Origin of the sequence: Paraglaciecola sp. MB-3u-78 (assembly GCF_002835935.1) — a bacterium.
GTDB lineage: Bacteria > Pseudomonadota > Gammaproteobacteria > Enterobacterales > Alteromonadaceae > Paraglaciecola.
Genome location: NZ_PJCF01000001.1, coordinates 174609 through 198838, shown reverse-complemented (window position 1 = coordinate 198838; position 24230 = coordinate 174609). Strand labels below are relative to the sequence as shown.

General features: G+C 41.3%; 22 protein-coding genes. 21 read left to right on the top strand and 1 reads right to left on the bottom strand.

The window, feature by feature from the left end:
• Positions 1 to 3 precede the first annotated feature (3 nt).
• On the bottom strand, positions 4 to 1041 hold the full coding sequence (locus CXF95_RS00905; protein ID WP_101196954.1) for a zinc-binding dehydrogenase: 1038 nt from the start codon (positions 1039 to 1041) through the stop codon (positions 4 to 6).
• Positions 1042 to 1099: 58 nt separating this feature from the next.
• Here CXF95_RS00905 and CXF95_RS00900 point away from each other — a divergent pair, with 58 nt between their 5' ends.
• The 21 genes from CXF95_RS00900 (at position 1100) to flhA (ending at position 24215) form a co-directional block, all read left to right on the top strand.
• Entirely contained in the window at positions 1100 to 1690 is a 591-nt protein-coding gene (locus tag CXF95_RS00900) for a D-glycero-beta-D-manno-heptose 1,7-bisphosphate 7-phosphatase (RefSeq protein WP_101196953.1), read from the top strand.
• 149 nt (positions 1691 to 1839) lie between these two features.
• Positions 1840 to 2643, top strand: coding sequence for a flagellin (locus CXF95_RS00895; RefSeq protein ID WP_101196952.1), 804 nt, complete (start codon positions 1840 to 1842; stop codon positions 2641 to 2643).
• A 200-nt stretch (positions 2644 to 2843) separates the two neighbouring features.
• Positions 2844 to 4280, top strand: a complete 1437-nt coding sequence (locus CXF95_RS00890; RefSeq protein WP_101196951.1) for a sigma-54-dependent Fis family transcriptional regulator — start codon at positions 2844 to 2846, stop codon at positions 4278 to 4280.
• 497 nt (positions 4281 to 4777) lie between these two features.
• Positions 4778 to 5974 (top strand): PAS domain-containing sensor histidine kinase, encoded by a 1197-nt coding sequence (locus CXF95_RS00885; protein WP_232787557.1) that lies wholly within the window; start codon positions 4778 to 4780, stop codon positions 5972 to 5974.
• A gap of 3 nt (positions 5975 to 5977) precedes the next feature.
• Positions 5978 to 7330 (top strand): sigma-54 dependent transcriptional regulator, encoded by a 1353-nt coding sequence (locus tag CXF95_RS00880; RefSeq protein WP_101196950.1) that lies wholly within the window; start codon positions 5978 to 5980, stop codon positions 7328 to 7330.
• 342 nt (positions 7331 to 7672) lie between these two features.
• Complete coding sequence (gene fliE / locus CXF95_RS00875; RefSeq protein WP_101196949.1) at positions 7673 to 7999, top strand: flagellar hook-basal body complex protein FliE; 327 nt, start codon at positions 7673 to 7675, stop codon at positions 7997 to 7999.
• Between the two features lie 10 nt (positions 8000 to 8009).
• Positions 8010 to 9710, top strand: a complete 1701-nt coding sequence (gene fliF, locus CXF95_RS00870; protein WP_101196948.1) for a flagellar basal-body MS-ring/collar protein FliF — start codon at positions 8010 to 8012, stop codon at positions 9708 to 9710.
• A gap of 37 nt (positions 9711 to 9747) precedes the next feature.
• Positions 9748 to 10785, top strand: a complete 1038-nt coding sequence (fliG, locus tag CXF95_RS00865) for a flagellar motor switch protein FliG (RefSeq protein WP_101196947.1) — start codon at positions 9748 to 9750, stop codon at positions 10783 to 10785.
• Between the two features lie 30 nt (positions 10786 to 10815).
• Complete coding sequence (gene fliH, locus CXF95_RS00860) at positions 10816 to 11598, top strand: flagellar assembly protein FliH (RefSeq protein ID WP_101196946.1); 783 nt, start codon at positions 10816 to 10818, stop codon at positions 11596 to 11598.
• Positions 11599 to 11601: 3 nt separating this feature from the next.
• On the top strand, positions 11602 to 12936 hold the full coding sequence (gene fliI / locus CXF95_RS00855) for a flagellar protein export ATPase FliI (RefSeq protein WP_101196945.1): 1335 nt from the start codon (positions 11602 to 11604) through the stop codon (positions 12934 to 12936).
• A gap of 10 nt (positions 12937 to 12946) precedes the next feature.
• A complete protein-coding gene (gene fliJ, locus CXF95_RS00850) occupies positions 12947 to 13381 on the top strand; it encodes a flagellar export protein FliJ (RefSeq protein WP_101196944.1) in 435 nt (144 codons plus the stop codon).
• Positions 13382 to 13752: 371 nt separating this feature from the next.
• A complete protein-coding gene (locus CXF95_RS00845; protein WP_198556454.1) occupies positions 13753 to 16320 on the top strand; it encodes a flagellar hook-length control protein FliK in 2568 nt (855 codons plus the stop codon).
• Between the two features lie 122 nt (positions 16321 to 16442).
• On the top strand, positions 16443 to 16964 hold the full coding sequence (gene fliL, locus CXF95_RS00840; RefSeq protein ID WP_101196943.1) for a flagellar basal body-associated protein FliL: 522 nt from the start codon (positions 16443 to 16445) through the stop codon (positions 16962 to 16964).
• A 28-nt stretch (positions 16965 to 16992) separates the two neighbouring features.
• A complete protein-coding gene (gene fliM / locus CXF95_RS00835; protein ID WP_101196942.1) occupies positions 16993 to 18051 on the top strand; it encodes a flagellar motor switch protein FliM in 1059 nt (352 codons plus the stop codon).
• Positions 18052 to 18080: 29 nt separating this feature from the next.
• Positions 18081 to 18503 (top strand): flagellar motor switch protein FliN, encoded by a 423-nt coding sequence (fliN, locus tag CXF95_RS00830; RefSeq protein WP_101196941.1) that lies wholly within the window; start codon positions 18081 to 18083, stop codon positions 18501 to 18503.
• A complete protein-coding gene (gene fliO, locus CXF95_RS31055; protein WP_101196940.1) occupies positions 18463 to 18969 on the top strand; it encodes a flagellar biosynthetic protein FliO in 507 nt (168 codons plus the stop codon). Before fliN ends, fliO begins: the two co-directional genes overlap by 41 nt.
• On the top strand, positions 18966 to 19721 hold the full coding sequence (gene fliP, locus CXF95_RS00820) for a flagellar type III secretion system pore protein FliP (protein WP_101196939.1): 756 nt from the start codon (positions 18966 to 18968) through the stop codon (positions 19719 to 19721). Before fliO ends, fliP begins: the two co-directional genes overlap by 4 nt.
• Positions 19722 to 19771: 50 nt before the next feature.
• Positions 19772 to 20041, top strand: coding sequence for a flagellar biosynthesis protein FliQ (gene fliQ, locus CXF95_RS00815; RefSeq protein WP_101196938.1), 270 nt, complete (start codon positions 19772 to 19774; stop codon positions 20039 to 20041).
• Between the two features lie 57 nt (positions 20042 to 20098).
• On the top strand, positions 20099 to 20860 hold the full coding sequence (gene fliR, locus CXF95_RS00810) for a flagellar biosynthetic protein FliR (RefSeq protein WP_369809263.1): 762 nt from the start codon (positions 20099 to 20101) through the stop codon (positions 20858 to 20860).
• A 16-nt stretch (positions 20861 to 20876) separates the two neighbouring features.
• Positions 20877 to 22001 carry a flagellar biosynthesis protein FlhB gene (gene flhB, locus CXF95_RS00805; protein ID WP_101196936.1) on the top strand — a complete coding sequence of 375 codons (1125 nt, stop codon included), beginning with the start codon at positions 20877 to 20879 and terminating at the stop codon, positions 21999 to 22001.
• Between the two features lie 114 nt (positions 22002 to 22115).
• Positions 22116 to 24215, top strand: a complete 2100-nt coding sequence (gene flhA, locus CXF95_RS00800; protein ID WP_101196935.1) for a flagellar biosynthesis protein FlhA — start codon at positions 22116 to 22118, stop codon at positions 24213 to 24215.
• Positions 24216 to 24230 lie beyond the last annotated feature (15 nt).

The following is a 24230-nucleotide window of genomic DNA, read 5'->3' as shown; positions in this document are numbered from 1 at the left end:
TACCTAATTATCTATACAAATAATGGCTCGAAGGAGTTTTTGTTTAGCTAAATCATCCATTGCGATGTTGATATTAGCTAATTTATAGGTGTTTGACATAAAAGGTGAAAAATTTAGCTTTGATTTATTTTTAGATACAAACTGGCTCATATGCTCTGGATGAGAGCATCCGCCCCAACTACCAGTGATGGTCTTTCCGCAAATTAACTCGAATGGGTCTATTTGGATTTTTTGTCCCGCTGGAGGATGAGACGCAAAAATACATTTCCCAGTTTGTTTGTTTATCAGCGAGAAGGCCAATTCAATTGTTTGACAAGCGCCCGCTGCTTCAACTGCAAAATCCAACATCTTCCCAGCAGTCAATGCTTGTATTTCCGCATTGACGTTTTGCTTGGCTGGATTGATACAATAGTTCGCACCTAGTGTTTTTGCGAGTGCTAACTTTTGTTCATTAGTATCTATAGCAATCAGTGATTTATGAGGTAAACACGTTGCGCCAATCAATGCACTCATGCCAATACCACCTAAACCCAAAATCCCAATAGTGGTATTTGAATCGGGTTTAACTTGATTTTTTACTATGCCCATTCCTGTGGGTAACGCACAACCTAGTAACACACCTTCTTGCATGGAGATGTTAGCTGGCAACGGATAACAGCGATTTTCTGATACTACAGTCAGCTCACTAAAAGTAGTGACTGCACCAGAATTGATTTTACCCATTGGTGAATCATAGACGCTTCCACCAACATCCATGCCATCTCCCTTGAGCCAGCCCAACACTATTTTATCGCCGACCTTAACTTTGTTCACTCCTTCACCTATGTCTATCACGGTGCCCGTTCCCTCATGTCCAAGCAAATGAGGCAGATATTTATCAATGCCTCTTTCACCACTTTGTTCCATCAATTGGCTATGACATACACCTGCAAATGCGACTTTAACTAATACTTGTCCCGCCAGTAACTTAGGTACCTGAATATCTTCAACAAGTTGCAGAGGGTGATTTGTATTTATCAATACTGCGCCGGTAAACTTCATTCATTTGGCCTATCAAGTTATTATCATTTTTATTATCTGTATAGTTAGATATATCTGAATGAAAATCAAAGATAAATGCTCACAAATGCATACAACTGATAACAAAATGAACAAAGCGTTTTTCCTAGACCGAGATGGTGTTATCAACACTGAGCTAAATTATGTAAGTACATCTGAATATTTCCACTTTATAAATGGTGTTTTTGATGCGTGTAGGATCATATTATCTCAGGGATATAAGATAATTATAATTACTAATCAATCTGGTATTGCACGGGGATATTACACATTAAATCAATTTTCTGAATTGAATATTTGGATGTTGAAAGAGTTTCAAAAAGAAGAAATTGACGTCACCGATGTGTATTTTTGTCCTCACCATCCTCTTATTGGATTAGCTGCCTATGTGGAAGATTGCGAATGTCGTAAACCTAAACCTGGAATGATCTTAAGGGCGAAAAATGAGCATAACCTCGATTTAGCGCAATCTGTTTTAGTGGGAGACCGCATCTCTGATATTGAGGCCGGTAGTAATGCCGGTATAGGTTCTTTATTTTTAGTGGATGTTGCAGATAAGAGAAATCTTGTTGCCTCTCCCTGTAATAATTTGCTCGATGCCGTTCATCATCACTTCAAAATATTAACATAAGAGAATGCATTATTTCCTATGCTCACAGTCGCTAAATAAATTGAATAGGTATGTATTTAAGTTGTTAGGTATAAACTAATAACATCAAGGATGTTTAACATTTGACCAGTTCTTTGCTATCTTTACCCAAGATACATGAGGATAAGTCTATGATTGGTTTAAATACTGAATTTAATACATCATTGTTACAGCAAGTTCAAAACAAGCAAGAGTCTATACTCGAGAAGTTGTCATCAGGTAAGCGTATTAATAGCGCAGCCGATGGTGCCGCGGCTCAGCAGATTATTGACCGTTTGACCACTCAGGTTGAAGGTAATCGTCAGTCTATTTCGAATGCCTTTGACGGTGTCTCTTTGACACAAGTGGCTGAAGGTGGTCTAGCTGGAATTAACCAAGATGTGAATCGTATACGTGAATTGTCTGTGCAATCGGGTAACGGTTTGTTAAGCGATTCCGACCGTAAGGCTATTCAATCAGAAGTCACCCAACTTCAAGAGAATATTTCACAAACTATCGAGCAAACCGAGTTTGCGGGTAAATCTTTGTTATCCAGTGATGGCAATATTGATTTTCAGGTGCGTGCTAATGGGGGACAAAAAATTGGTGTGGCCACGCAAAATGTAGCGGCCGGCTTGAATGATATTTTGAATGTGGATTTAAGTACTGCCCAAGGTGCAGAAGACGCGATAGCTATAGCTGATAACGCGACCGAGTTTGTCGGTAGTGCTAGAGCAGATTTAGGTGCAACTCAAAATCAATTTGAAAGTGCAGCGCGAAATTTAACGCAAACTGATATCAATGTTTCTGCGGCCAGAAGCCGTATCCAAGATACTGACTTTGCTCAGGCTGCGTCTGAAAATGTCGCCGCAGGTATCTTGAGTCAAACCAGTCTTGCGGTGCAAGGCATGGCAAATCAACAACAAGGCCAAGTGTTGTCTTTGCTAAATAGTTAAAGCTCAGATAATGTTTGAATAAAATTGAGTAGTGAGTAGTAAACTGCTCTTTTTTTGTCTCAAAATTCTTGTGCAAAAGTAACCACTCAAAAAGGTACCGTCATCAAATATGCCTTAAATGTTATTGCTATCCCACCTCGAATGGTTAAAATCACGTAAAATACAGTTAATTATAAAAACAACATAAGGCTGGAAGTGGAATGAGCAATATTTTGATTATTAGTTCTGACATAACGCGGGCAAATAATCTAAGTACCATTCTGACCTTTCTTGGGGAGCCTTGTACTAGTGTTTTATTCAGCTCTGCGATAGAAAAGCTTAGAAATAACAATGATATCAAGGCTATTTTGATCGATGCGGCAACACCCGAGTTAGCTTGCGATATCAGTGAAAAATTTCCTTATCAACCTTTTGTTTTGGTTGGCGATTTTGTCACTTTTGAGCCACAGACGAATATTGTTGGGGCCATAAGCGAGCCTTTAACTTACGCTGCGCTGACTCAAATGTTGCATCGTTGCCAGGAGTACAAGCGCAGTCAGCCTCATACCAAAACGAGTGTGCACAATAAAACCCGTTTATTTAGAAGTTTGGTTGGGAAAAGCAAAGAAATACAAGGTGTTAGACATTTAATTGAACAAGTTGCGCCTACTGAAGCAAATGTTCTTATTTTGGGTGAGTCGGGAACCGGTAAAGAAGTTATAGCCCGTAACGTCCATTTTTTATCTAACCGAACCGACAGTATTTTTATTCCAGTTAACTGTGGTGCTATCCCCGGTGAGTTGCTTGAAAGCGAGCTTTTTGGTCATGAAAAAGGGGCCTTTACTGGCGCTATTGGTTCACGCAAAGGGCGTTTTGAACTGGCAGACGGTGGTACGCTATTTCTCGATGAAATTGGTGACATGCCATTACAAATGCAAGTTAAATTACTGCGTGTGTTACAAGAGAGAACGTACGAAAGAGTAGGCGGTACTAAACCCATTAAATGCAACGTAAGAGTTATCGCTGCCACTCACCGTAACTTGGAAATCATGATTGAGGAAGGGCAATTTAGAGAGGACTTGTACTATCGTCTAAACGTTTTTCCTATCGATAGCCCTGCATTACGAGAACGCAAAGAAGACATTCCATTATTACTGCAAGAGCTTGTATCGAGACTGGAGCTGGATAACTCACAAATCAAGTTTACGGCTAACGCTATGACCTCTCTGATGGAACACAAATGGGCGGGCAACGTGCGCGAGTTATCAAATTTAGTTGAGCGTTTGATGATTTTATATCCGAATCAACTTATCGATGTGTGTGATTTGCCCAGTAAGTATAAACATCTAGATGTAGACGCTTACGAACCTGAGTATCCGGATGAGCTGTTAGAGCGTGATGCTATTAATGCAATGTTTGGTGGCGATGATACTGAAGATAATGAAGAAGGCGATAATAGCCTTGATAACACCTTGTCCACTGAGTTACCTGTTGAAGGCCTAAATCTGAAAGAATACATTTCAGATTTAGAAGTCAGTTTGATTATCCAAGCCCTTGAGCAACAAAACTGGGTTGTCGCCAGAGCCGCAGAAGCTCTCGGTATGCGCCGAACTACATTGGTAGAAAAAATGCGTAAGTACAATATTAGTAAAGATTAGCTGTAACTCTTCTATACCGGTCTCCCTTGAAGTAGCAGCGTTGTTGGCTGCTCTCACTCACCCTCAATTACTTATTCGCTTAAGCTCATTGGGCTGAGTTCCTTTGCCGCCTAGCTGCAACTCCAATGGCTTTGGGTATGTATTCATTCATCTTAATTTCTTTCCTTTGCTCTGTGTAGCGCAGCGCTCTGTGTAGCGCAGCGCTCTGTGGTGAAAATATTTGTAATTGAAAAGCCAAAGAACCAGATATTTGAACCACCGAGAACACCGGGTGCCGCGCACAGAAAGCACAGAGAAAAGCACAGAGAAAAGCAAAGTATATTGATTATCCAAATCTTGTTATGGGCATACATCAGGCCCACTGTGTCATTTCATTGACGTCATTTTTTAATGAAAACTCACTCTAAGATTATGATTTTATTATGATTCTCAGTTGGCATGGCATGTGCTTTATCTCACCTGTAGTTATTCTGTCTAAGTTTTGACGTGAGGAATGTATGGGTACCAATAACATCTTGATTGAAACACCGAGTGATACTTTATCTGCTCTAGGCGAAGTGGTCAGGCATGAGGCGTTGCAGAAAGCGTCACATGACTCCAATGCTCAGGAATTAGAGGCATTACGTTTACAAGCTAATCGTTTGGAGCATTTGCTACAAGTTATGCCAGCAGGTGTTGTGGTGATAGATGGCAAAGGTATCGTTAGGCAGTCAAATAACCTAGCTAAAACCTTGTTAGGTGAACCTTTAGATGGCCAGTTGTGGCGAACCATAATAGCCCGTTCATTCAAACCTCAAGCAGATGATGGACACGAAGTGTCGCTATATGACGGACGTAAAGTCAAACTTTCAATCACTCCATTAGAAAAAGAGCCTGGGCAACTTATTGTGCTAACTGATTTGACTGAAACCCGACAATTACAGCAACGTATTGGGCATTTGCAGAAGTTATCTTCTTTAGGAAGAATGGTCGCTTCCCTTGCGCACCAAATTCGAACCCCTTTGTCGGCAGCTATGTTGTATGCCGCGAACTTGTCTAACAACACCTTAAATAAAACGTCTCGAGAAAAGTTCAGTAAAAAACTTGTTTCAAGATTGCGAGACCTAGAAAGCCAAGTAAACGACATGTTGTTGTTCGCCAAAAGTGGTGATGAGCAAGTGATAACCGAAATTTCACTATCTAGCTTAATGCAAGAAGTTCAGCAAGGTGCAGACGCCATGTTGCAAAGTCAACAAGCTAAGTTAGTACTTTCTTTACCTGAGCCTGACGTGGTTATTTTGGGTAATAAAACAGCTTTAGTGGGAGCATTACAAAACCTTATTCACAATGCGTTAACCGTAAAACCGAAAAATGCGGTAATTAATCTCGCGGCAAGTCGTCATAGTGAAAACCCTGATTGGGTTGATGTATCTGTCGCAGATAATGGTCCCGGTATTAAAAATGAAAATTTAAATAGAATTTTCGAACCCTTTTTCACAACAAAAAGTAATGGTACAGGTTTAGGCCTTGCAGTAGTCAGGAGTGTTGCTCAGTCTCATCAAGGCAAGGTTCAAGTTGCAAACTTAGCCGATGGTGGTGCTTGTTTTACCCTATGTTTACCAACTTATGATACCAGTCATTTACCAAATCAATTCATTGTTTCAACACACAAAACGCAGCCTCAACAATATTTTGCAGATGCGGCGGGGAGCTAAAGTATGAGTCAAGCTAAAGTACTGATAGTAGAAGATGACGCAGGTTTAAGAGAGGCTTTAGTCGACACGTTATTACTTGGTGGTTATCAAGTAATTGAGGCCGATAGTGGCGAACAAGCCATGGTTCAGTTGTCTGAACAAGCAGTTGACATAGTGGTGAGTGATATTCAAATGGGTGGTATGAGCGGTTTATCATTACTCAAAAATATAAAAAACAAATATCCCAATTTAGCCATATTATTGATGACCGCCTACGCCACCATTGATGATGCTGTTCAGGCGATGCGTGATGGCGCAACCGATTATTTATCTAAGCCCTTTGCCCCTGAAGTGCTGCTTAATTTGGTTGGTCGTTATGCACCTGCACAAAAAGTAGAATCACGCACTCCCGTGGCAGATGATCCAAGTAGTTTACAGTTACTCGATTTAGCCAAAAAAGTAGCTAGGTCAGAGGCAACGGTCATGGTCTTAGGTCCTAGCGGATCAGGTAAGGAAGTCTTAGCACGTTTTATTCACGACCAATCTAACCGTAGTCAACAAACATTTGTGGCTATCAACTGTGCTGCCATTCCAGAAAATATGCTGGAAGCCACACTTTTTGGTTACGAAAAAGGGGCATTTACAGGTGCAATACAAGCTTGTCCTGGTAAATTTGAACAAGCCCAAGGTGGCACCATTTTACTTGATGAAATCAGTGAGATGGACTTAAATCTACAAGTTAAATTATTGCGTGTACTCCAGGAAAAAGAAGTCGAAAGACTAGGGGGGCGCAAAATCATCGCTTTAGATGTCAGAGTCATAGCAACCAGTAACCGTAACTTAAAGCAAACCGTTGATGCGGGTGAATTTAGAGAAGATTTATACTACCGCCTCAATGTGTTTCCACTTACCTGGTTACCTCTAGATAAAAGAGCCGGTGATATTATTCCATTAGCAGAACATTTAATCGAACGTCATTGCCAAAAACAGGGTTGTGAAATATCTAAATTGACGGCATCAGGCCGCAGCAAACTATTACAACACCATTGGCCAGGTAACGTACGAGAGCTCGAAAATGTGATCCAGCGTGCGCTGATTTTATCTGAGGGTAACCAAATTGATGCCGAAGACTTAATGATTGAACAAGATATAGGGTTATTGAATCAGACTTCTCAACTCTCGTTTGAAAATATTGAAGATGATAGCAGTAAGTTAGGCTCTGAACTGCGTCAACAAGAACATCAAATCATTCTTGATACTTTACAAAGTTGTAAAGGTCGTCGCAAAGACGTGGCTGAAAGGTTAGGCATCAGTCCCAGAACCTTGCGTTACAAACTCGCCAAAATGCGCGAAGTGGGAATTGAACTACCTGCTTAGCATATTGTGATATTTTTATAGCATCGCATATGCGAACCCCTTAGCCACCTAAAAAGGTGGCTTTTTTTATCTGATTGACTAACACCTTAAAATAATGACGGTTTATTGGTAAGTCTGAGCCTGATATCAGGTTGGATATATCTTCTGTCAAGAATATGACACCTTTAAATTCTTGGTTTTTGTATCTAATTCATTGAATTTATTGATTATTTTTTTTATCGTTTCCGCTTATTATTTGGCACTTACCTTGCTATAGCTATAGTAGCTATATAAGTAGTTAGTCAACTCAAACGACACTAACGTCATTCTACGTCATTTCGTCTTTTGCAAGCGGAGCATCTTATGGACATCAAAGCACAGTCACTTTATCAAGAAATGCAAGGCATGGCCGAGCAGTCAAAATTGGGCTTGGGTGAGTCAAATGCTATTCAGGGTAACCCCTCTTCACAGAATTTTGCTGATTTACTGAGTAACGCTATAGGCACAGTTAATGACATGCAGTTAGAGTCAAAAGATAAGGCAATGGCATTTGAAATGGGCGATAAAAGTTTAAGCTTAGCAGACGTGATGGTCGCGAAAGAGAAAGCAGGTATTGCCTTTGAAGCAACTCTTCAAGTGCGAAACAAAGTGCTTGAAGCCTACAAACAAATTATGAGTATGCCAGTTTAGGAGCTAACCAGTGGCTGAAGCAGCAGGTACAGAATTAGCAATGAGTGATATGGGTACAGATATGTATTCAGATGATTCAGGTGCAGAACAGAAATCTGGTTTTATGGACACAATCGGTAGTACCGATATGGTGCGTCAAATTACTTTGATTATTGCCTTAGTGATATGTGTGGCGATTGCAGTGTTTATTTTAATCTGGGCTCAAGAGCCTGATTACCGTCCCTTAGCTAGAATGGAAACACAAGAGCTAATTGAAACTTTGGACTACCTTGATCAGGCACAAATTGATTATCGCTTGGAAGGGAATACTGTTTATGTAAGCAGTGAACAATATCAAAGAATCAAATTAGGCATGACCCGTCAAGGCATTACTCAAGGTGATGGAGCGGGTGTCGATATCATCATGCAAGACATGGGGTTTGGTGTGAGCCAGCGAGTTGAAAAAGTTCGTTTGAAACACGCTAGGGAAGTGCAAATTGCCGACACAATTGAAGAAATGACTGCCGTTGCAAGGGCCAAAGTACTCTTAGCCTTACCTAAAGCAAATGTTTTTGCCCGTCGCGAAAAGAAAGCCAGCGCAACTGTGGTGGTGACCACTCGCCGTGGTTCGATGATTTCCAGTGGAGAAGTTAACTCGATTGTCGATATTGTCGCTTCAGCGGTACAAGGGTTAGAGCCTGATCGGGTCACAGTGACAAACAGTAATGGGCGCTTGTTGAATTCTGGGTCCCAAGGAGCCGAATCAGCTCGCTCACGCAAAGAATACGAATTAGAGCAAAAGCGTGAAAGTAGCTATATTGAAAAAATTGATTCCATTCTTATTCCAGTTTTGGGCTTAGGTAACTATACAGCTCAAGCAGATGTGACTATGGATTTTACGTCATTAGAACAAACACAACGTACTTATAACCCTGACCTACCTGCAATACGCAGCGAAATGACAGTAGAAAATAGTAGTATTGGTGGCGCGATTGCCGGTATTCCAGGAGCCTTGACCAATCAACCTCCTTTAGATTCAAACATTCCTGAGAATGCCAGTACCAGCTCGACACAGCAAACGCCAGGACGCAATCATAAAGAAGAAACCCGGAACTACGAATTAGACACGACAGTCAGTCATACTAAACAACAAGTGGGTATGATCCGCCGTTTAAGCGTTTCAGTTGCATTAGATTATGTGACCAGCACCGCTGCTGATGGCACAGAATCAATTGAACCTAGATCACAGGCCGAGTTATTAGATATTCGCCGTTTGTTACAAGGTGGGATTGGCTTTGATGTGACCCGGGGGGACTCATTAGAAGTGGTGAGCATTCCATTTAACCGTGAAGGTGAGGTGCCGCTGGTAGAAATTCCGTTTTGGGAAGATCCTAAGTTCTTACCTTTGCTGAAACTCGGTGGTGGTATTTTTATTATCGCTTTACTTATCTTAGTTGTTGTGCGGCCTATGGTTCGTAAACTGATTAATCCCGATGATATGAAAGCAGATGAGTTTGATGCTGATGAAGGGCTAGACTTAGGTGATGAGTCTATTAGCCTATTAGCTGAAGAGTTTGACGAATCGCAGGTTGGGTTTGCAGCTGATGGCACTTTTATGTTGCCAGATTTGCATAAAGATGAAGATGTACTGAAAGCCGTTAGGGCGCTGGTAGCAAATGAACCAGAGTTATCTTCTCAAGTTGTGAAAAACTGGATGTTGCAGGATGATTAGGTTTAGACTTACCATCCGGCAGTTTGAGGAATAGATTGTGGCTGAAGAAGAACAGGTTGATGATACTGGTTATGACGTCAGTAAATTAGAAGGCGTTGATAAGGCTGCTATTTTGCTGCTAAGTTTGACTGAAGATGATGCAGCGCAAATTCTTAAGCACTTAGAGCCAAAGCAAGTACAAAAATTGGGCACAGCAATGGCTAAGATTGATGATATGACCCAAGGAAAAATTACAGCGGTACATAAACATTTCATTGAAGAAATTCAAAATTACAGCACTATTGGTTTCCAAAGTACAGATTTTGTAAAGCGTGCCCTTACCTCCGCTTTGGGTGAAGATAAAGCCGCTAACTTGATTGATCAAATTTTGCTGGGCTCAGGTGCCAAAGGCTTAGATTCATTAAAATGGATGGACTCAAAACAAGTAGCCAGCATTATTCGTAACGAACATCCACAAATTCAAACTATCGTTATGTCGTATTTGGATGCAGAACAGTCAGCGGAAATCCTCAGTCAATTCCCAGAGAAAGTGCGTTTGGACTTGATGATGCGAGTAGCCAATCTGGAAGAAGTGCAACCTGCTGCATTACAAGAACTCAACGAAATTATGGAGAAACAGTTTGCCGGTCAAGCGGGTACACAAGCTGCGAAAATGGGCGGCTTGAAGTCTGCTGCAGATATCATGAACTATCTAGATACCAATATCGAAGGTCAGTTGATGGATGCTATCCGTGAACAAGATGAAGAAATGAGCCAGCAGATCCAAGACTTGATGTTTGTGTTTGACAACTTGGCAGATGTGGATGACAGGGCGATCCAAGCTATCTTGCGTGAAGTGCAACAAGATGCGCTACTTAAAGCCATTAAAGGTGCGGAAGGCGAACTTAAAGAAAAAATCACCAAAAATATGTCTAAACGCGCGGCTGAAATGTTGCTTGATGACCTTGAAGCCATGGGGCCTGTGCGTATTAGTGAAGTGGAAGCAGCGCAGAAAGAAATACTCGCTGTGGCCAGACGTTTGGCTGACGCCGGTGAAATTATGTTAGGTGCTGGTGGTGGTGATGAGTTTTTGTAATATAGCTGTTAGTTTTAAGGCATTGAAAATATGACCACAGATGAGCAAGATGATGAATTCCAAGCATGGGATTTACCCTATGTTGAAGATATCAATCAAGATGCTGTTAACAACAAAACCAATGCGTTTAATCGGAAATCTGATTGGAAGTACGAGCCCCCTGAAGAAGAAATAGAAATATTACCCCCTACAGCTGAAGAAATTGAAGCGATTAGAGAAGCTGCCCACGCAGAAGGTTTTTCTCAAGGTCAGCAAGAAGGTCATGCCCAAGGAACTGAAGTCGGATTAGTTAAAGGGCATGAGGAAGGTTTCGAGAAAGGCTTAGAAGAAGGTACCACCCAAGGTTTGGCCAATGGCGAAGAGCAAGTGCAGCAGTATCTTACCAGCTGGATATCATTAATTGACAGTATTCAAAATCCAGTCGCGAATGTGGAAAAAGCACTGGAGAAAGAGCTGGTGTTATTGGCGGTGAGCCTTGCTAAAGGTGTGATACGTAGTGAAGTCAAAACGAATCCAGATCTTATTTTTCAAGCCTTGAGTGAGGGGCTTAAAGCCTTACCTATTCAAGAAAAAAATTATCAAATACATTTGCATCCCGATGATATTGAGTTGGTTAATAACCATTTTAGTTCAGAAGAAATTACTAAACATCGCTGGGATTTTATTGAATCACCTGAATTGTCAGCGGGCGGATGTGAGATTGTTACTCAATCAAATGCTGTTGATATCACGGTAGAACGCCGAGTCAAAGATATAATAAACAAATTCCTGTTAGAACAAGGTTTGAGTCATATTAGCGAAAGTGACGAGTAAGTTATGTCTACTGCTATGTTAGACCGGATAAAACTGCTCAAAGATCAAGTGCCCAAAGTGCCTATAGTCGCCTGCGGCAAACTAGTGCGAGGCATAGGGCTGACACTTGAAGCTGTGGGTTGTCAAATGCCTGTTGGTAGCCAGTGCCTCATTCAAACGATGGAAGGTGAAATAGAAGCCGAAGTGGTAGGTTTTGCCGAAAATATAACCTACTTGATGCCCACCGAAGCCGTCAAGGGCATAGTACCTGGCTCACGCGTACAACCACTCAATCGTGAACAAGGTTTGGCTGTCGGTATGGAGTTACTTGGCCGAGTCGTTGATGGCAATGGTCAACCTTTGGATGGCTTAGGTCCTATTAAAGCAGAAAAACGGGTACCGTTATCTAGGCCTCCAATGAATCCCCTATTGCGTAAACCTATTAAGCAACCCTTGGATGTTGGGGTAAGAGCAATCAATTCGATTGTGACAGTAGGTTTGGGCCAGCGAATGGGCTTATTTGCCGGCAGTGGCGTTGGCAAAAGTGTTTTGATGGGCATGATGACTCGTGGAACCTCAGCAGATGTAGTGGTAGTCGGGTTGGTGGGAGAACGGGGCCGAGAAGTAAAAGAGTTTATACAAGATATTTTGGGTAAAGAAGAGTTAGCAAAATCCGTGGTGGTAGCAGCACCAGCCGATACGTCACCGCTTATGCGATTAAAAGGTTGTGAAACTGCCGTTACTATTGCCGAATATTTTCGAGACAAAGGTTTAAATGTATTATTACTGATTGATTCCCTTACGCGTTATGCCATGGCGCAACGAGAAATTGCTTTAGCAGTTGGCGAGCCACCTGCAACTAAAGGTTATCCCCCTTCGGTATTCGCCAGATTACCAGCACTAGTAGAGCGCGCGGGTAATGGCAGTGAAAATCAAGGTTCGATTACTGCTTTTTATACAGTGTTGACAGAGGGAGACGATTTACAAGATCCTATCGCTGATGCAGCAAGAGCGATTTTGGATGGACACATTGTACTTTCTAGAGAGTTAGCCGACTCAGGTCATTATCCTGCCATTGATATTGAGGCTTCTATCAGCCGAGTTATGCCAATGGTGGTTTCCGAAGAACATGTTCTAGGCGCTAGACGTATTCGCCAAGTGTATTCTAATTATCAACGTAACCGTGACTTAATCAGTATTGGTGCATACAGCAAAGGTACTGATCCTAGGATTGATTTAGCCATTAATGCCGAGCCTGCAATCAATGCTTTTTTACAGCAAGGTATGCAACAAATTATAGACTTTGATCACAGTACTGCTGATATGACCACCTTAAGTGGTGGATTGGGCAAGGGGTAACAATTAACTAATGGCACAATCGCAATTACAGATGGTCGCAGATTGGGAGCGACAAAAAGAACAAAAGCTGGTGCAGGATTTTCAGTTAGCTCAACAATTTTACCAAGACAACAAGCAAAAACTGGCTGGATTAGAAAACTATCGTTTAGATTATTTACGGGAAGCCCAACTGCGCGCTAAACAAGGGGTTGGCAGTGTCATCTTTGGTCAACATCAGCAATTTATTGGTAAGTTAGATAAAGCCTGTGAAATGCAAATGCATGCGGTAAACCAAGCCGTGAGGGTGGCAGACCAGCGGCGTATGCAATGGTTGGCACAACAGCGAAAACGTAAAGCGGTAGAAATGTTGCTGGATAAACAACACAAAGCCAAACAAAAGCGTGAGGATAAACAAGAACAAATCATGCTCGATGAACTGTCATTGCAAAAATTCATGCGTAAGTGACGACTACTATATAAGCATACCACCTAAAATACGCGCTCCCTTCGGGCGGATTTCAAAGCTATTTATTCAGGATACCTAGCTCTATGTTGGCAATTTTTGACTTAGGCCATTTCCCTTAAATTTAGCACATCTGAAAAATATCCGTGTTAACCCAAGTTCAGGTTAGTTAAATTTCCGCGAATTCGTCATTTTGAGGTGTATGTGTATAAGTTGGAATGGTCTTTGCTGAGTCATACCTAGATACACAAGATAATTGTTAATTTAAAGTTGGACTTGAGAAAGACAAGCTAATTTAAATCTACATGAAAAAAATAAAGTTAATATAAATCAGTATTTTAGAGATAACTTCTCAGTTCGAGGGATAAAAAAGAATGATGCAACATGTTGCCACAGCTAAATCAGAAGTTGCCGCTTTTGCCACCGCTGCAGAGTCCAACTCATTTAAAGGCTCTGAATCAAATGAGCAATTCGGTAAGTTATTACAAGATCAAACATCGCTTGATACATTAGCTGGTGCATCTGAGTCTCCACCGCCTCACTCCCCAAGAAAAAAAGCCTTGCAACAATCTCTTGACGAAACAGAAATGGTGCCTTCTTCTGTGGTAAAAGAAAGCAAAATAAAAACTCATGATGCACAAACATCAAGCTCGTCAGAAGGCAATACTGCTGTGCAATCCGCCAATGAAGGTCATGCTTCTGATGGTCCTTATGCTGGGGAAAATGTTGACAGTGAAAGTGATGCAAATATCCTTAATGGTGAACTAAAGGATGGCAACACAGAAGCAGAGTTGCAGTTGGTTTTGTCCTCAAAACAGAATGATACAGAGTCTGCTGTGGAATCAGCGAGTATTGTTACCCAAGAATGGCTGTCATTGGTAGATGATTTGCAAAAGTTGGCCGTTCAAAAGTTGGCCGATCAAAAGTTGGCTGATATTGCGAGGTCCACCAAACAACTTTTGGTAGACAAAAACATCGACATTGAATCTATAGAGATGTCTGAGGCTGATTTAAAATTAGACAGTGAAATCTCACAGGACATATCCATGCTTGTCGACGCAGCGCTAGGGGAAGTTCTAACCCATGCAGAAGAAGGGCTAGCAGATGTGGATGTCCAACAAAAAGTGGCTGAATTGCTGTTAGAAAAAACCGGCGTTTTACAAGAATTGAGCAGTAAACTGCAGATAAACAGTCAAAAAAGTGGCACAGATACTTCCGAACAAAAAACACTTAATACAGCAATCGATCCGGTTATTGAAAAAGATGTGTTATTAGCAAATCAGCAAGTTGAATCAGACTCGCAAGCGCAAGTAGACTTGACCTTAGCTGAAAACAAAGCTCTGCTGAGATCATTATTAGTATTAGTTGACTCTGATATAGGAAAAAATCCTGTCCAAGGGCCAGCTACATTAGCTAAGCCCGTTTTGCCTGATACACCAGATAAACTAACTCAAGCTCAACAAGCTGAAGCATTATCTTTATTAACAAAAATAGTGTCTGTTGCCGAGCAAGATGAGTTGCTTGAACAAGATTCTCAATTGGCTCAAGTTGCAACTAGCAATTTACTTAACCCGAGTAAAATTCAGAAAGTGAGCAGTAATAACGACATAAAAAATATATTAAACTTGACTGATAATAAGCTGGATAAAGTATTAGAGAATATTGCACAGAGAGTGTTTGATAGTAAACACTCTGAGGAACCTATAACCTCTGACCAGATTGCTCAGCAAGTCGTTATTCCTAATGTTTCTGAAATCAGTAGTTCAGTTGGATCTTCGAGTAAAATTCAGAAAGTGAGCAGTAATAACGACATAAAAAATATATTAAACTTGACTGATAATAAGCTGGATAAAGTATTAGAGAATATTGCACAGAGAGTGTTTGATAGTAAACACTCTGAGGAACCTATAACCTCTGACCAGATTGCTCAGCAAGTCGTTATTCCTAATGTTTCTGAAATCAGTAGTTCAGTTGGATCTTCGAGTAAAATTCAGAAAGTGAGCAGTAATAACGACATAAAAAATATATTAAACTTGACTGATAATAAGCTGGATAAAGTATTAGAGAATATTGCACAGAGAGTGTTTGATAGTAAACACTCTGAGGAACCTATAACCTCTGAACAGATTGCTCAGCAAGTCGTTATTCCTAAGGTTTCTGAAATCAGTAGTTCAGTTGGATCTTCGTCAAAGGATTTTATCTCCGCGTTAAAGTCGGGTATTGAGGAGTATAAGAATCAACTATCTCAGGGCAGAGAGCCGAGTATTGATTTGAAAACATTGGTGTCAGAAGCGTTAATAAAAACAACCGATACCGGAGTTGTTGCTAAAGCCCCCATCAATTTAGAGCAGATGGTCAACAGCGTTTCAAAAGTGTTAGATCTTGCCCAAACAATAAACCGTGCCATCGAGCATCAACATGATCAAGTCTATAGCGCTACTTTAAGAGATGCCGCTCAAATCCAAGGTGAGCAAAGCAAACAAATTCAATTAAATCAGTTTGAGTCCAAGTTTGAGAAGGCAATTAATATCGCTAAACCTGAGGGGCATCAGCAGTTAGCCGAAAAAGTGCGCTGGATGGTGAATACTAAAAACCTAGTGGCTGAAATTCGACTCGATCCTGCTGAATTGGGTTCGGTTCATGTCAAAGTCGCAGTATCCGGTGAGTCTGCAACAGTGAATTTTGTGGTCCAGTCACAACAAGCACGAGATGCAGTTGACACGGCGACTCCAAGATTAAGAGAAATGTTGGCTGAAAAAGGCATTGAACTAGGCCAATCTTCGGTACGCCAAGAAAGTGATGGTCAGCAAGAGCAGGGTGAATCTGCCAGACAGGGTGATCGTGGTATGGGGGATAGTGAAGATATGGATGTGACTGAGCAAGTTTTAGCGCAGCAAAACATTATAAATGGAGCCCTCGGTGGAATTGATTATTTTGTGTGATTTATACTGATTGGTATTACAGATGAATTTGCAAGGAAAAAGCCTAAAGCGCTTTGCCAATTTAGCTTTGGGGTTGATAATAGGTTTACAGACCTTAACGTTAGACCATTTGAGAAGAAAACATGGCTGAAGAAGAATTAAAAATGGAAGAGGGCAGCAAAAAAATCAAACTGATTATTATTATCGTTGCTGTTGTTGTACTTATTGCAGGAGGTGGTGCTGCTTACTACTTTTTAATGGGTGACGATGCGCCTATTATGGCATCAGAGGGTGAACCTGCGGTTCAAGGGGAAGAAGGGGTTGCCTCCGCACTTGTTAAAACAGGTACGGCTTTGTATGTCGCTATGCCCAGACCCTTTGTTTTTAATGTGCCAGGATCAAATCGAGACAGGTTAGTTGAAATTAAAGTACAGTTAATGATGCGAGGTTCCGATAACGAAGAACAAGCAAAAATGCATATTCCTTTGATTGAAGGCACCTTGTTAAAAACTTTTAGTACCGCCAATGCCGATGATTTAGTCACAGAGGCGGGTAAAATTGCCATTCGAGATAGTGCATTGAAAGAAGTGCAAAAAACTATGCTAGATGTCAGCGGCAATCAAACGGTGGAAGAAGTGCTTTTCATTGGATTTGTTATGCAGTAACAACTGAATTGTTAATGAGAGAGTTAGATTGAGCGATTTATTATCCCAAGACGAGATTGATGCACTATTGCATGGTGTAGATGATGTTGAGGAAGAAGAAGTTGACAGTGGTGAGTCTGATGGCTCAGCAATGGAATACGACTTTTCATCTCAAGACAGGATCGTTCGTGGGCGTATGCCAACACTTGAAATCGTTAACGAGCGGTTTGCTCGGCATATGCGGGTCAGTTTATTTGATATGATGCGCCGTTCTGCTGAAGTCTCTATTAATGGTATCCAAATGATTAAATTTGGTGAGTATATCCACACTTTGTTTGTACCGACAAGTTTGAATATGGTGCGCTTTCGTCCACTCAAAGGCACTGGGCTGATTACCATGGAAGCCAGACTGGTATTTATCTTGGTCGATAATTTTTTTGGTGGGGATGGTCGTTACCATGCAAAAATTGAAGGGCGAGAATTTACTCCAACTGAGCGCCGTATTATCCAGATGTTATTGAAGCTTATCTTTGAAGATTATAAAGAGGCTTGGGCACCCGTTATGGATGTGTCATTCGAATATCTAGACTCTGAAGTGAATCCAGCTATGGCCAACATTGTGAGCCCAACAGAAGTCGTGGTGATCAGTTCTTTTCACATAGAATTAGACGGTGGCGGAGGTGACTTCCATATATCTCTTCCTTATTCAATGCTGGAACCAATACGTGAGCTGTTAGATGCGGGTGTACAAAGTGATAAAGAAGACACCGATTTACGCTGGAGCAAGGCTCTACGAGATGAAATGCTGGATGTAAGAGTGGCTTTATCTACTCATATGATGGATCTGGAATTAACACTAGCAGATATCATGAAGCTAGAGCCCGGTTATATCATCCCAATCGACATGCCAGAACATATTACGGTATTAATTGAAGATTTACCGACTTTTAGAGCCAAATTAGGACGTTCACGAGATAATGTGGCACTTAAAATAATTGAAAAAATTCCGCGCCCAACTTCTGTGAAGTCTGAGCTGCAACTATTAACCAAAGGTGGTCGAAGAATTGATAGCGACGCCGAATTGCAAACCCTCGAAGATGATTGGTAACACCTTTTGTCCAGAGTCTGGAGTAAATGATGAGTGAAGAAGACGGTTTAGACGATTGGGCTGCGGCCATGGCTGAGCAAGCTGACGAAGAAGGTAAAACGGAAGGAGAGTCTGAAGACAAGCTTGGCATAGATGCAGAAGTCGCCGAACTTGAAGAATTTGATGAGGACCGAGAAATAACGTCCAAAGAAAAACGCAAACTCGACACCATTTTAGATATCCCAGTGACTATCGCTATGGAGGTCGGTCGAAGCAATATCAGTATTCGAAATTTACTGCAGTTAAACCAAGGTTCTGTCGTCGAACTTGATCGCGTTGCTGGAGAGCCATTAGATGTTTTAGTAAATGGCACGTTGATTGCTCATGGAGAAGTAGTAGTAGTCAACGACAAATTTGGTATTCGATTAACTGATGTTATTAGCCAACTGGAAAGAATCAAAAAACTTAGATAAAGAAAAGTCCTACAAAACATGGGCTTGGATAGCTATTGGTTCATGTTTATGTATCTCTTTTGAGGCCAATTCGGCGCCTCAAAGTGTATCAAACCCCACATCAATAGTGTCAATTTTCCTTTCTTTGTTATTGGTTATTGGCGTTGTTTTTATGCTTGCTTTCCTTATGCGACGGTTTAACGTCACTCAATCTGGCACCTCAAACATAAAAGTTGTCGCCTCGATGATGGCTGGAGCAAAAGAAAGAGTCATAGTGATTGAAGTGGCGGGTGAGCAGCATTTGTTAGGTATAACAGCTCATAATATTAACCACTTAGTGACTTTGTCTAATCCTATCGATAATTCGTCAGCAGCGCCTGGCAACGAAAAATTCAAAGATAAACTAGCATTGCTTATGGCAGGTAAAATAAACCCAGCTATGGCTCAAAATAATAATAAAAAAAATATTGACGGAAAACGCTTATGAAAAAAATATGTTGGAGTCTTTGTTTGCTGTTACTACTGAGTATTCTTAGTGGACACGTTTTAGCTGAACCTGGGATCCCAGCTTTGACACTGACAGACAACCCAGATGGTAGCAAAGACTATACTATGACCTTGCAGGTTGTCGCTATCATGACATCGTTAAGCCTGCTACCCGCTTTTGTGATGATGATGACATCCTTTACGCGGATCATCATCGTCTTGTCTATTTTGCGTCAAGCTATAGGTTTGCAGCAATCACCCTCTAACCAGATTTTAATCGGTGTGAGTTTGTTTTTGTCGATGTTTATCATGGCGCCTGTGTTTGAAAAGATAAACGAAACGGCACTACAACCCTACTTAAAAGAAGAAATTACCTCTATACAAGCCTATGAGATAGGTAAACAGCCATTACGTGTTTTTATGCTAGCTCAAACGCGGGTTAAAGATTTAGAGACCTTTGTACAAATTGGCGGTATGGATGGGCAATTCCAAGATCCTGTTGATGTGCCTATGAACGTTTTGATCCCCGCCTTTGTGACCAGCGAACTCAAAACTGCATTTCAAATTGGTTTTATGTTGTTTATTCCTTTTTTGATTTTAGATTTAGTGGTTGCCTCCATATTGATGGCGATGGGCATGATGATGTTGTCACCTATGATCGTGTCTTTGCCCTTTAAACTCATGTTATTTGTATTGGTGGATGGTTGGAATTTAGTCTTTGGTACCTTAGCCAATAGTTTTGGGATGGGTTAGGGAATGTTACTTGGTCAAAAAACTAGTCAAAAAATGAATAAGGTATGCCCATGAGTCCAGAAGTTTTTGTTGAAATACTCAAAGAATCATTAGCGATGGTTATTCTGTTGGTTTCAGCGATTATCCTGCCCAGCCTGTTTGTGGGGTTAATTGTTGCTGTGTTTCAAGCTGCAACCTCTATTAATGAACAAACCATGAGCTTTCTGCCACGTCTAATTGTCACGTTGTTGGCACTCAGTTGGGGGGGGCATTGGTTAGTGCAAAAGCTTATGGATTTCTTTTTTACTATGGTCGAGAGAATTCCTGAGGTAGTGGGTTAGTGGTGTTCGTTTTTAAGGATCAAGGCTAAAACCTTGGATATAGCAACGACTACAATAATGCAATACTTGGCGGACTTACTGTTGCCATTTATGCGCATCTCAGGGTTATTTGCTTCTATGGTTGGCTTGAGTGCTAAAAGTGTACCGCCTACCACAAGGGCGCTACTGACGCTATTTTTAACCCTTATTATTATGCCCGTTATTCCGCCAGTACCGGTTCCAATAACAGAGGTTTTTTCTGTTGGCACCTTCATGCTAGTAATACAGCAGTTAATCATTGGTATTGCATTGGGATTTTTATCAAATATGGTGCTCAATACCTTTGTGTTAGCGGGTCAAATTGTTGCCTTGCAAACTGGGTTGGGCTTTGCCTCAATAGTCGATCCGGTTAATGGTATCAGTGTGCCTGCAGTGGGGCAGTTTTATCTTATACTGGCCACTCTTTTGTTTTGGTCGTTAGATGGACATTTATCTATGATCCGGATGGTTGTGATGAGCTTCGAAGCTTTTCCAATTGGTGAAGCATGGTTTGCCCCAGAACAATTTAGAGATATTGCTCACTGGGCAGGCTGGATGTTTATTTCAGCCGTCACGATATCTTTGGCGCCTATTGTGTCATTGCTTATTGTTAACTTAGCTTTTGGTGTGATGACAAAAGCAGCCCCGCAATTGAACATTTTTAGTATAGGTTTTGCTATCGCTCAAATTATGGGACTACTCATAATTTGGTTAACGTTAGACAACTTAACCCATCACTTTGAAGTGATGTGGGACCGGGCACAACTGATGATGTGTCAGCTAGTGCTGGTGTGTTCTTAAGTAATGGAGGTAAACCATGTCTGATGCAAATGAAAAAACAGAAGAACCCACCTCCAAGAAAATTGAAGACTCCCGTAAAAAGGGACAGATTGCCAGATCAAAAGAATTGTCTACGGCTTTAGTTTTAATTTCTAGTGGTATTAGTTTTTTACTTATTGGCTCGCAAATTGCCAGCGCATTATTTGAAGTGACGCAGCGCACGTTTACCTTGTCTCGAGATGAAACCTATGATTTCACCCATATGTTTCAAGCTTGGGGATTTGCAATCGATACAATTAGCATGCCTGTTATGCTCTATATGGTGATTGTGGCTATTGCTGGTATCTACGGGAATATCGCTTTAGGTGGTTATAATTTTACTTGGGATGGCGCTGCGCCAAAAGCTCAAAAAATGAGTCCTATAGCGGGCTTTAAACGTATGTTTGGTATGAACAGCGTAGTGGAATTATTTAAAGCGGTAGCTAAATTTGTGGTGGTGGCGTTGATGGCATACGTAGCATTGATAATGTTTAAAGATGAAGCATTACATTTGGACTTAGAGTTATATCCGCGCAACCTTTTTCATGCGCTAGATTTAATTGCGTGGGGATTTTTGATTATGTGTTGTGCTTTGATACCTATTGCGGTTTTCGATGTGCCTTATCAAAGCTACAAACACAACAAAGAAATGAAAATGTCTATGCAGGAAGTCAAAGACGAACGTAAAAACGCCGATGGCGATCCCCAAGTAAAAAGTAGGATCCGTAAGTTACAGTATCAAGCTGCCGCCAACCGGATGATGCAAGAAGTGCCAAATGCTGATGTGGTAGTCACCAACCCCACCCACTTTTCGGTGGCATTAAAGTATGATCAGTTAGGTAATCGCGCGCCGACTTTAGTGGCCAAAGGAGTGGATGAAATGGCCATGCATATTCGTACTATTGCCAATGCACATGAAGTCCCAATTGTGGCATCTCCTATGTTAGCTAGGGCTATTTATTATTCTACTGAAGCCGAACACGAAATCCCCGAAAAACTGTTTATGGCAGTGGCTCAAGTATTGGCCTATGTTTATCAATTAAAAGCCTATAAACAAGGTAAAGGTAAACGTCCTAAACCATTAAAAAGTAATTTGCCGATCCCCCCAGAGCTAAGACGTTAAGCGTTGGTTTAGTAACTTTTTACAGAGGAACCTATTTTCTCTATAGACTTGGCGCACTAGTTGCTTTACTTCTTTTAAGGTTAACAAATTCAACAAAGCGTCAATAATTCTTTTATGCAATTAGCATCTTATCTCGGTCGGTTTGATAAAAACCAATTTAAGTCTGTCTCATCTGGTTTAGGCGCACCCATAGTCTTGTTAGCAATAATGGGCATGGTAATACTGCCTATGCCCGCATTTTTGTTGGACATTCTATTCAGCTTCAATATTGCCTTGTCTTTAGTGGTTATTCTGGTGTCAGTGTTTACTAAAAAACCCGTTGATTTTGGTATTTTCCCGTTAGTGTTACTTATCGCGACTGTATTGCGACTCGCCTTAAACGTCGCGTCAACAAGAATCGTTTTACTTGAAGGGCACGAGGGTGGAGACGCAGCAGGTAAGGTAATAAAAGCCTTTGGTGAAGTCGTGATTGGCGGTAACTATGCAGTAGGTATAGTGGTATTTGCCATTTTGCTCATCATTAACTTTAAAGTGGTTACGGCTGGCGCAGGCCGGATTTCAGAAGTCAGTGCTCGTTTTACTTTGGATGCGATGCCTGGCAAACAAATGGCCATAGACGCAGACTTAAATGCTGGCTTTATTGATTCTGATGAAGCCCGTAAACGTCGATTTGAAGTCACCAGTGAGGCTGACTTCTACGGATCTATGGACGGTGCATCTAAATTTGTAAAAGGTGATGCTGTTGCTGGTTTATTCATTATGTTAATTAACTTAGTGGGTGGCTTGTTTATTGGCATGATCCAACATGATTTAGCTTTTGGCGATGCGGTTGAAATTTACACTTTACTGACCATAGGTGATGGGTTAGTGGCACAAATTCCTTCGTTGTTGTTGTCAGTAGCGACCGCCATTATTGTGACAAGAGAAAATGACTCACAAGAAATGGGAAAAGAATTAACCAGACAACTGGGCGATCAGCGGGCACTTTATATCACCTCTGGTATTTTATTTGTAATGGGGATTGTACCCGGTATGCCTCATGTTGCCTTCTTAGGATTTAGTGCTGTGGTGGGTGGCTATGCTTATTACAGTCATTGGCGCGCCCAAAAAATTGCCAATGAGCCACAATCGGTTAAGTCTTTACCTGAACAAAATCAACAACCATTAGAAATAAAAGAGCTTGGTTGGGATGACGTCCAGCATGTTGACACCATTGGATTAGAAGTGGGTTATAGATTGATCCCCTTGGTCGACAAGGCACAGGGGGGTGAACTACTTACCCGTATTAAAGGTGTGCGAAAAAAATTATCACAAGAACTGGGTTTCTTGATCCCGCCGGTACATATTCGCGATAATTTAGATTTAAGCCCGAATAATTATACTATTGCTATGTTGGGCGTCACAGTTGGTGAAGCTGAACTGAGTCATGATGATGAGTTGGCGATTAATCCCGGACAAGTATTTGGCAAATTAGAAGGTAAAGTGACTAAAGATCCTGCTTTTGGACTGGACGCGGTTTGGATCAAAGCCAATCAAAGAGAACACGCGCAAACCCTTGGTTATACAGTAGTGGATGCAGCCACAGTGGTGGCTACACATCTAAGCCAATTGTTAACTAACAATGCTTATCAATTGTTAGGTCACGAAGAAGTGCAGCAACTGTTGGATTTACTAGCCAAAAATAACCCTAAATTAGTTGAAGGTTTAGTGCCTGATATCTTGCCTTTGAGCACGGTAGTGAAAGTCTTACAAATCATGCTTTATGAAGGCGTGCCGATAAGGGATATGCGCAGCATAGTGCAGACGTTATGTGAGTTTGGTCCTAAAAGCCAAGATCCAGATGTCTTGGTGTCTGCGGTGCGTATCGCACTTAAACGATTAATTGTGCAAGAAATAAACGGTGGTTTACCCGAAATACCTGTTATTACTTTGGCACCAGAATTGGAACAGATGTTGCACCAGTCTCTACAAGCTGGTGGAGCGGATGGCGCAGGAATTGAACCGGGCTTAGCAGAACGTTTGCAAGGTTCGTTGAACGAAGCAGCTCAACAACAAGAGTTAGCAGGTGAGCCTGCAGTTTTACTGACTTCAGGTATGTTAAGACCAGTATTGTCAAAGTTCTTAAAACACTCAGTTAGTGGATTACATGTGTTGTCATATCAGGAAATACCTGATGACAAACAAATCAAAATTGTCAGTGCCGTGGGTCAATAATCTGACGGGATGATC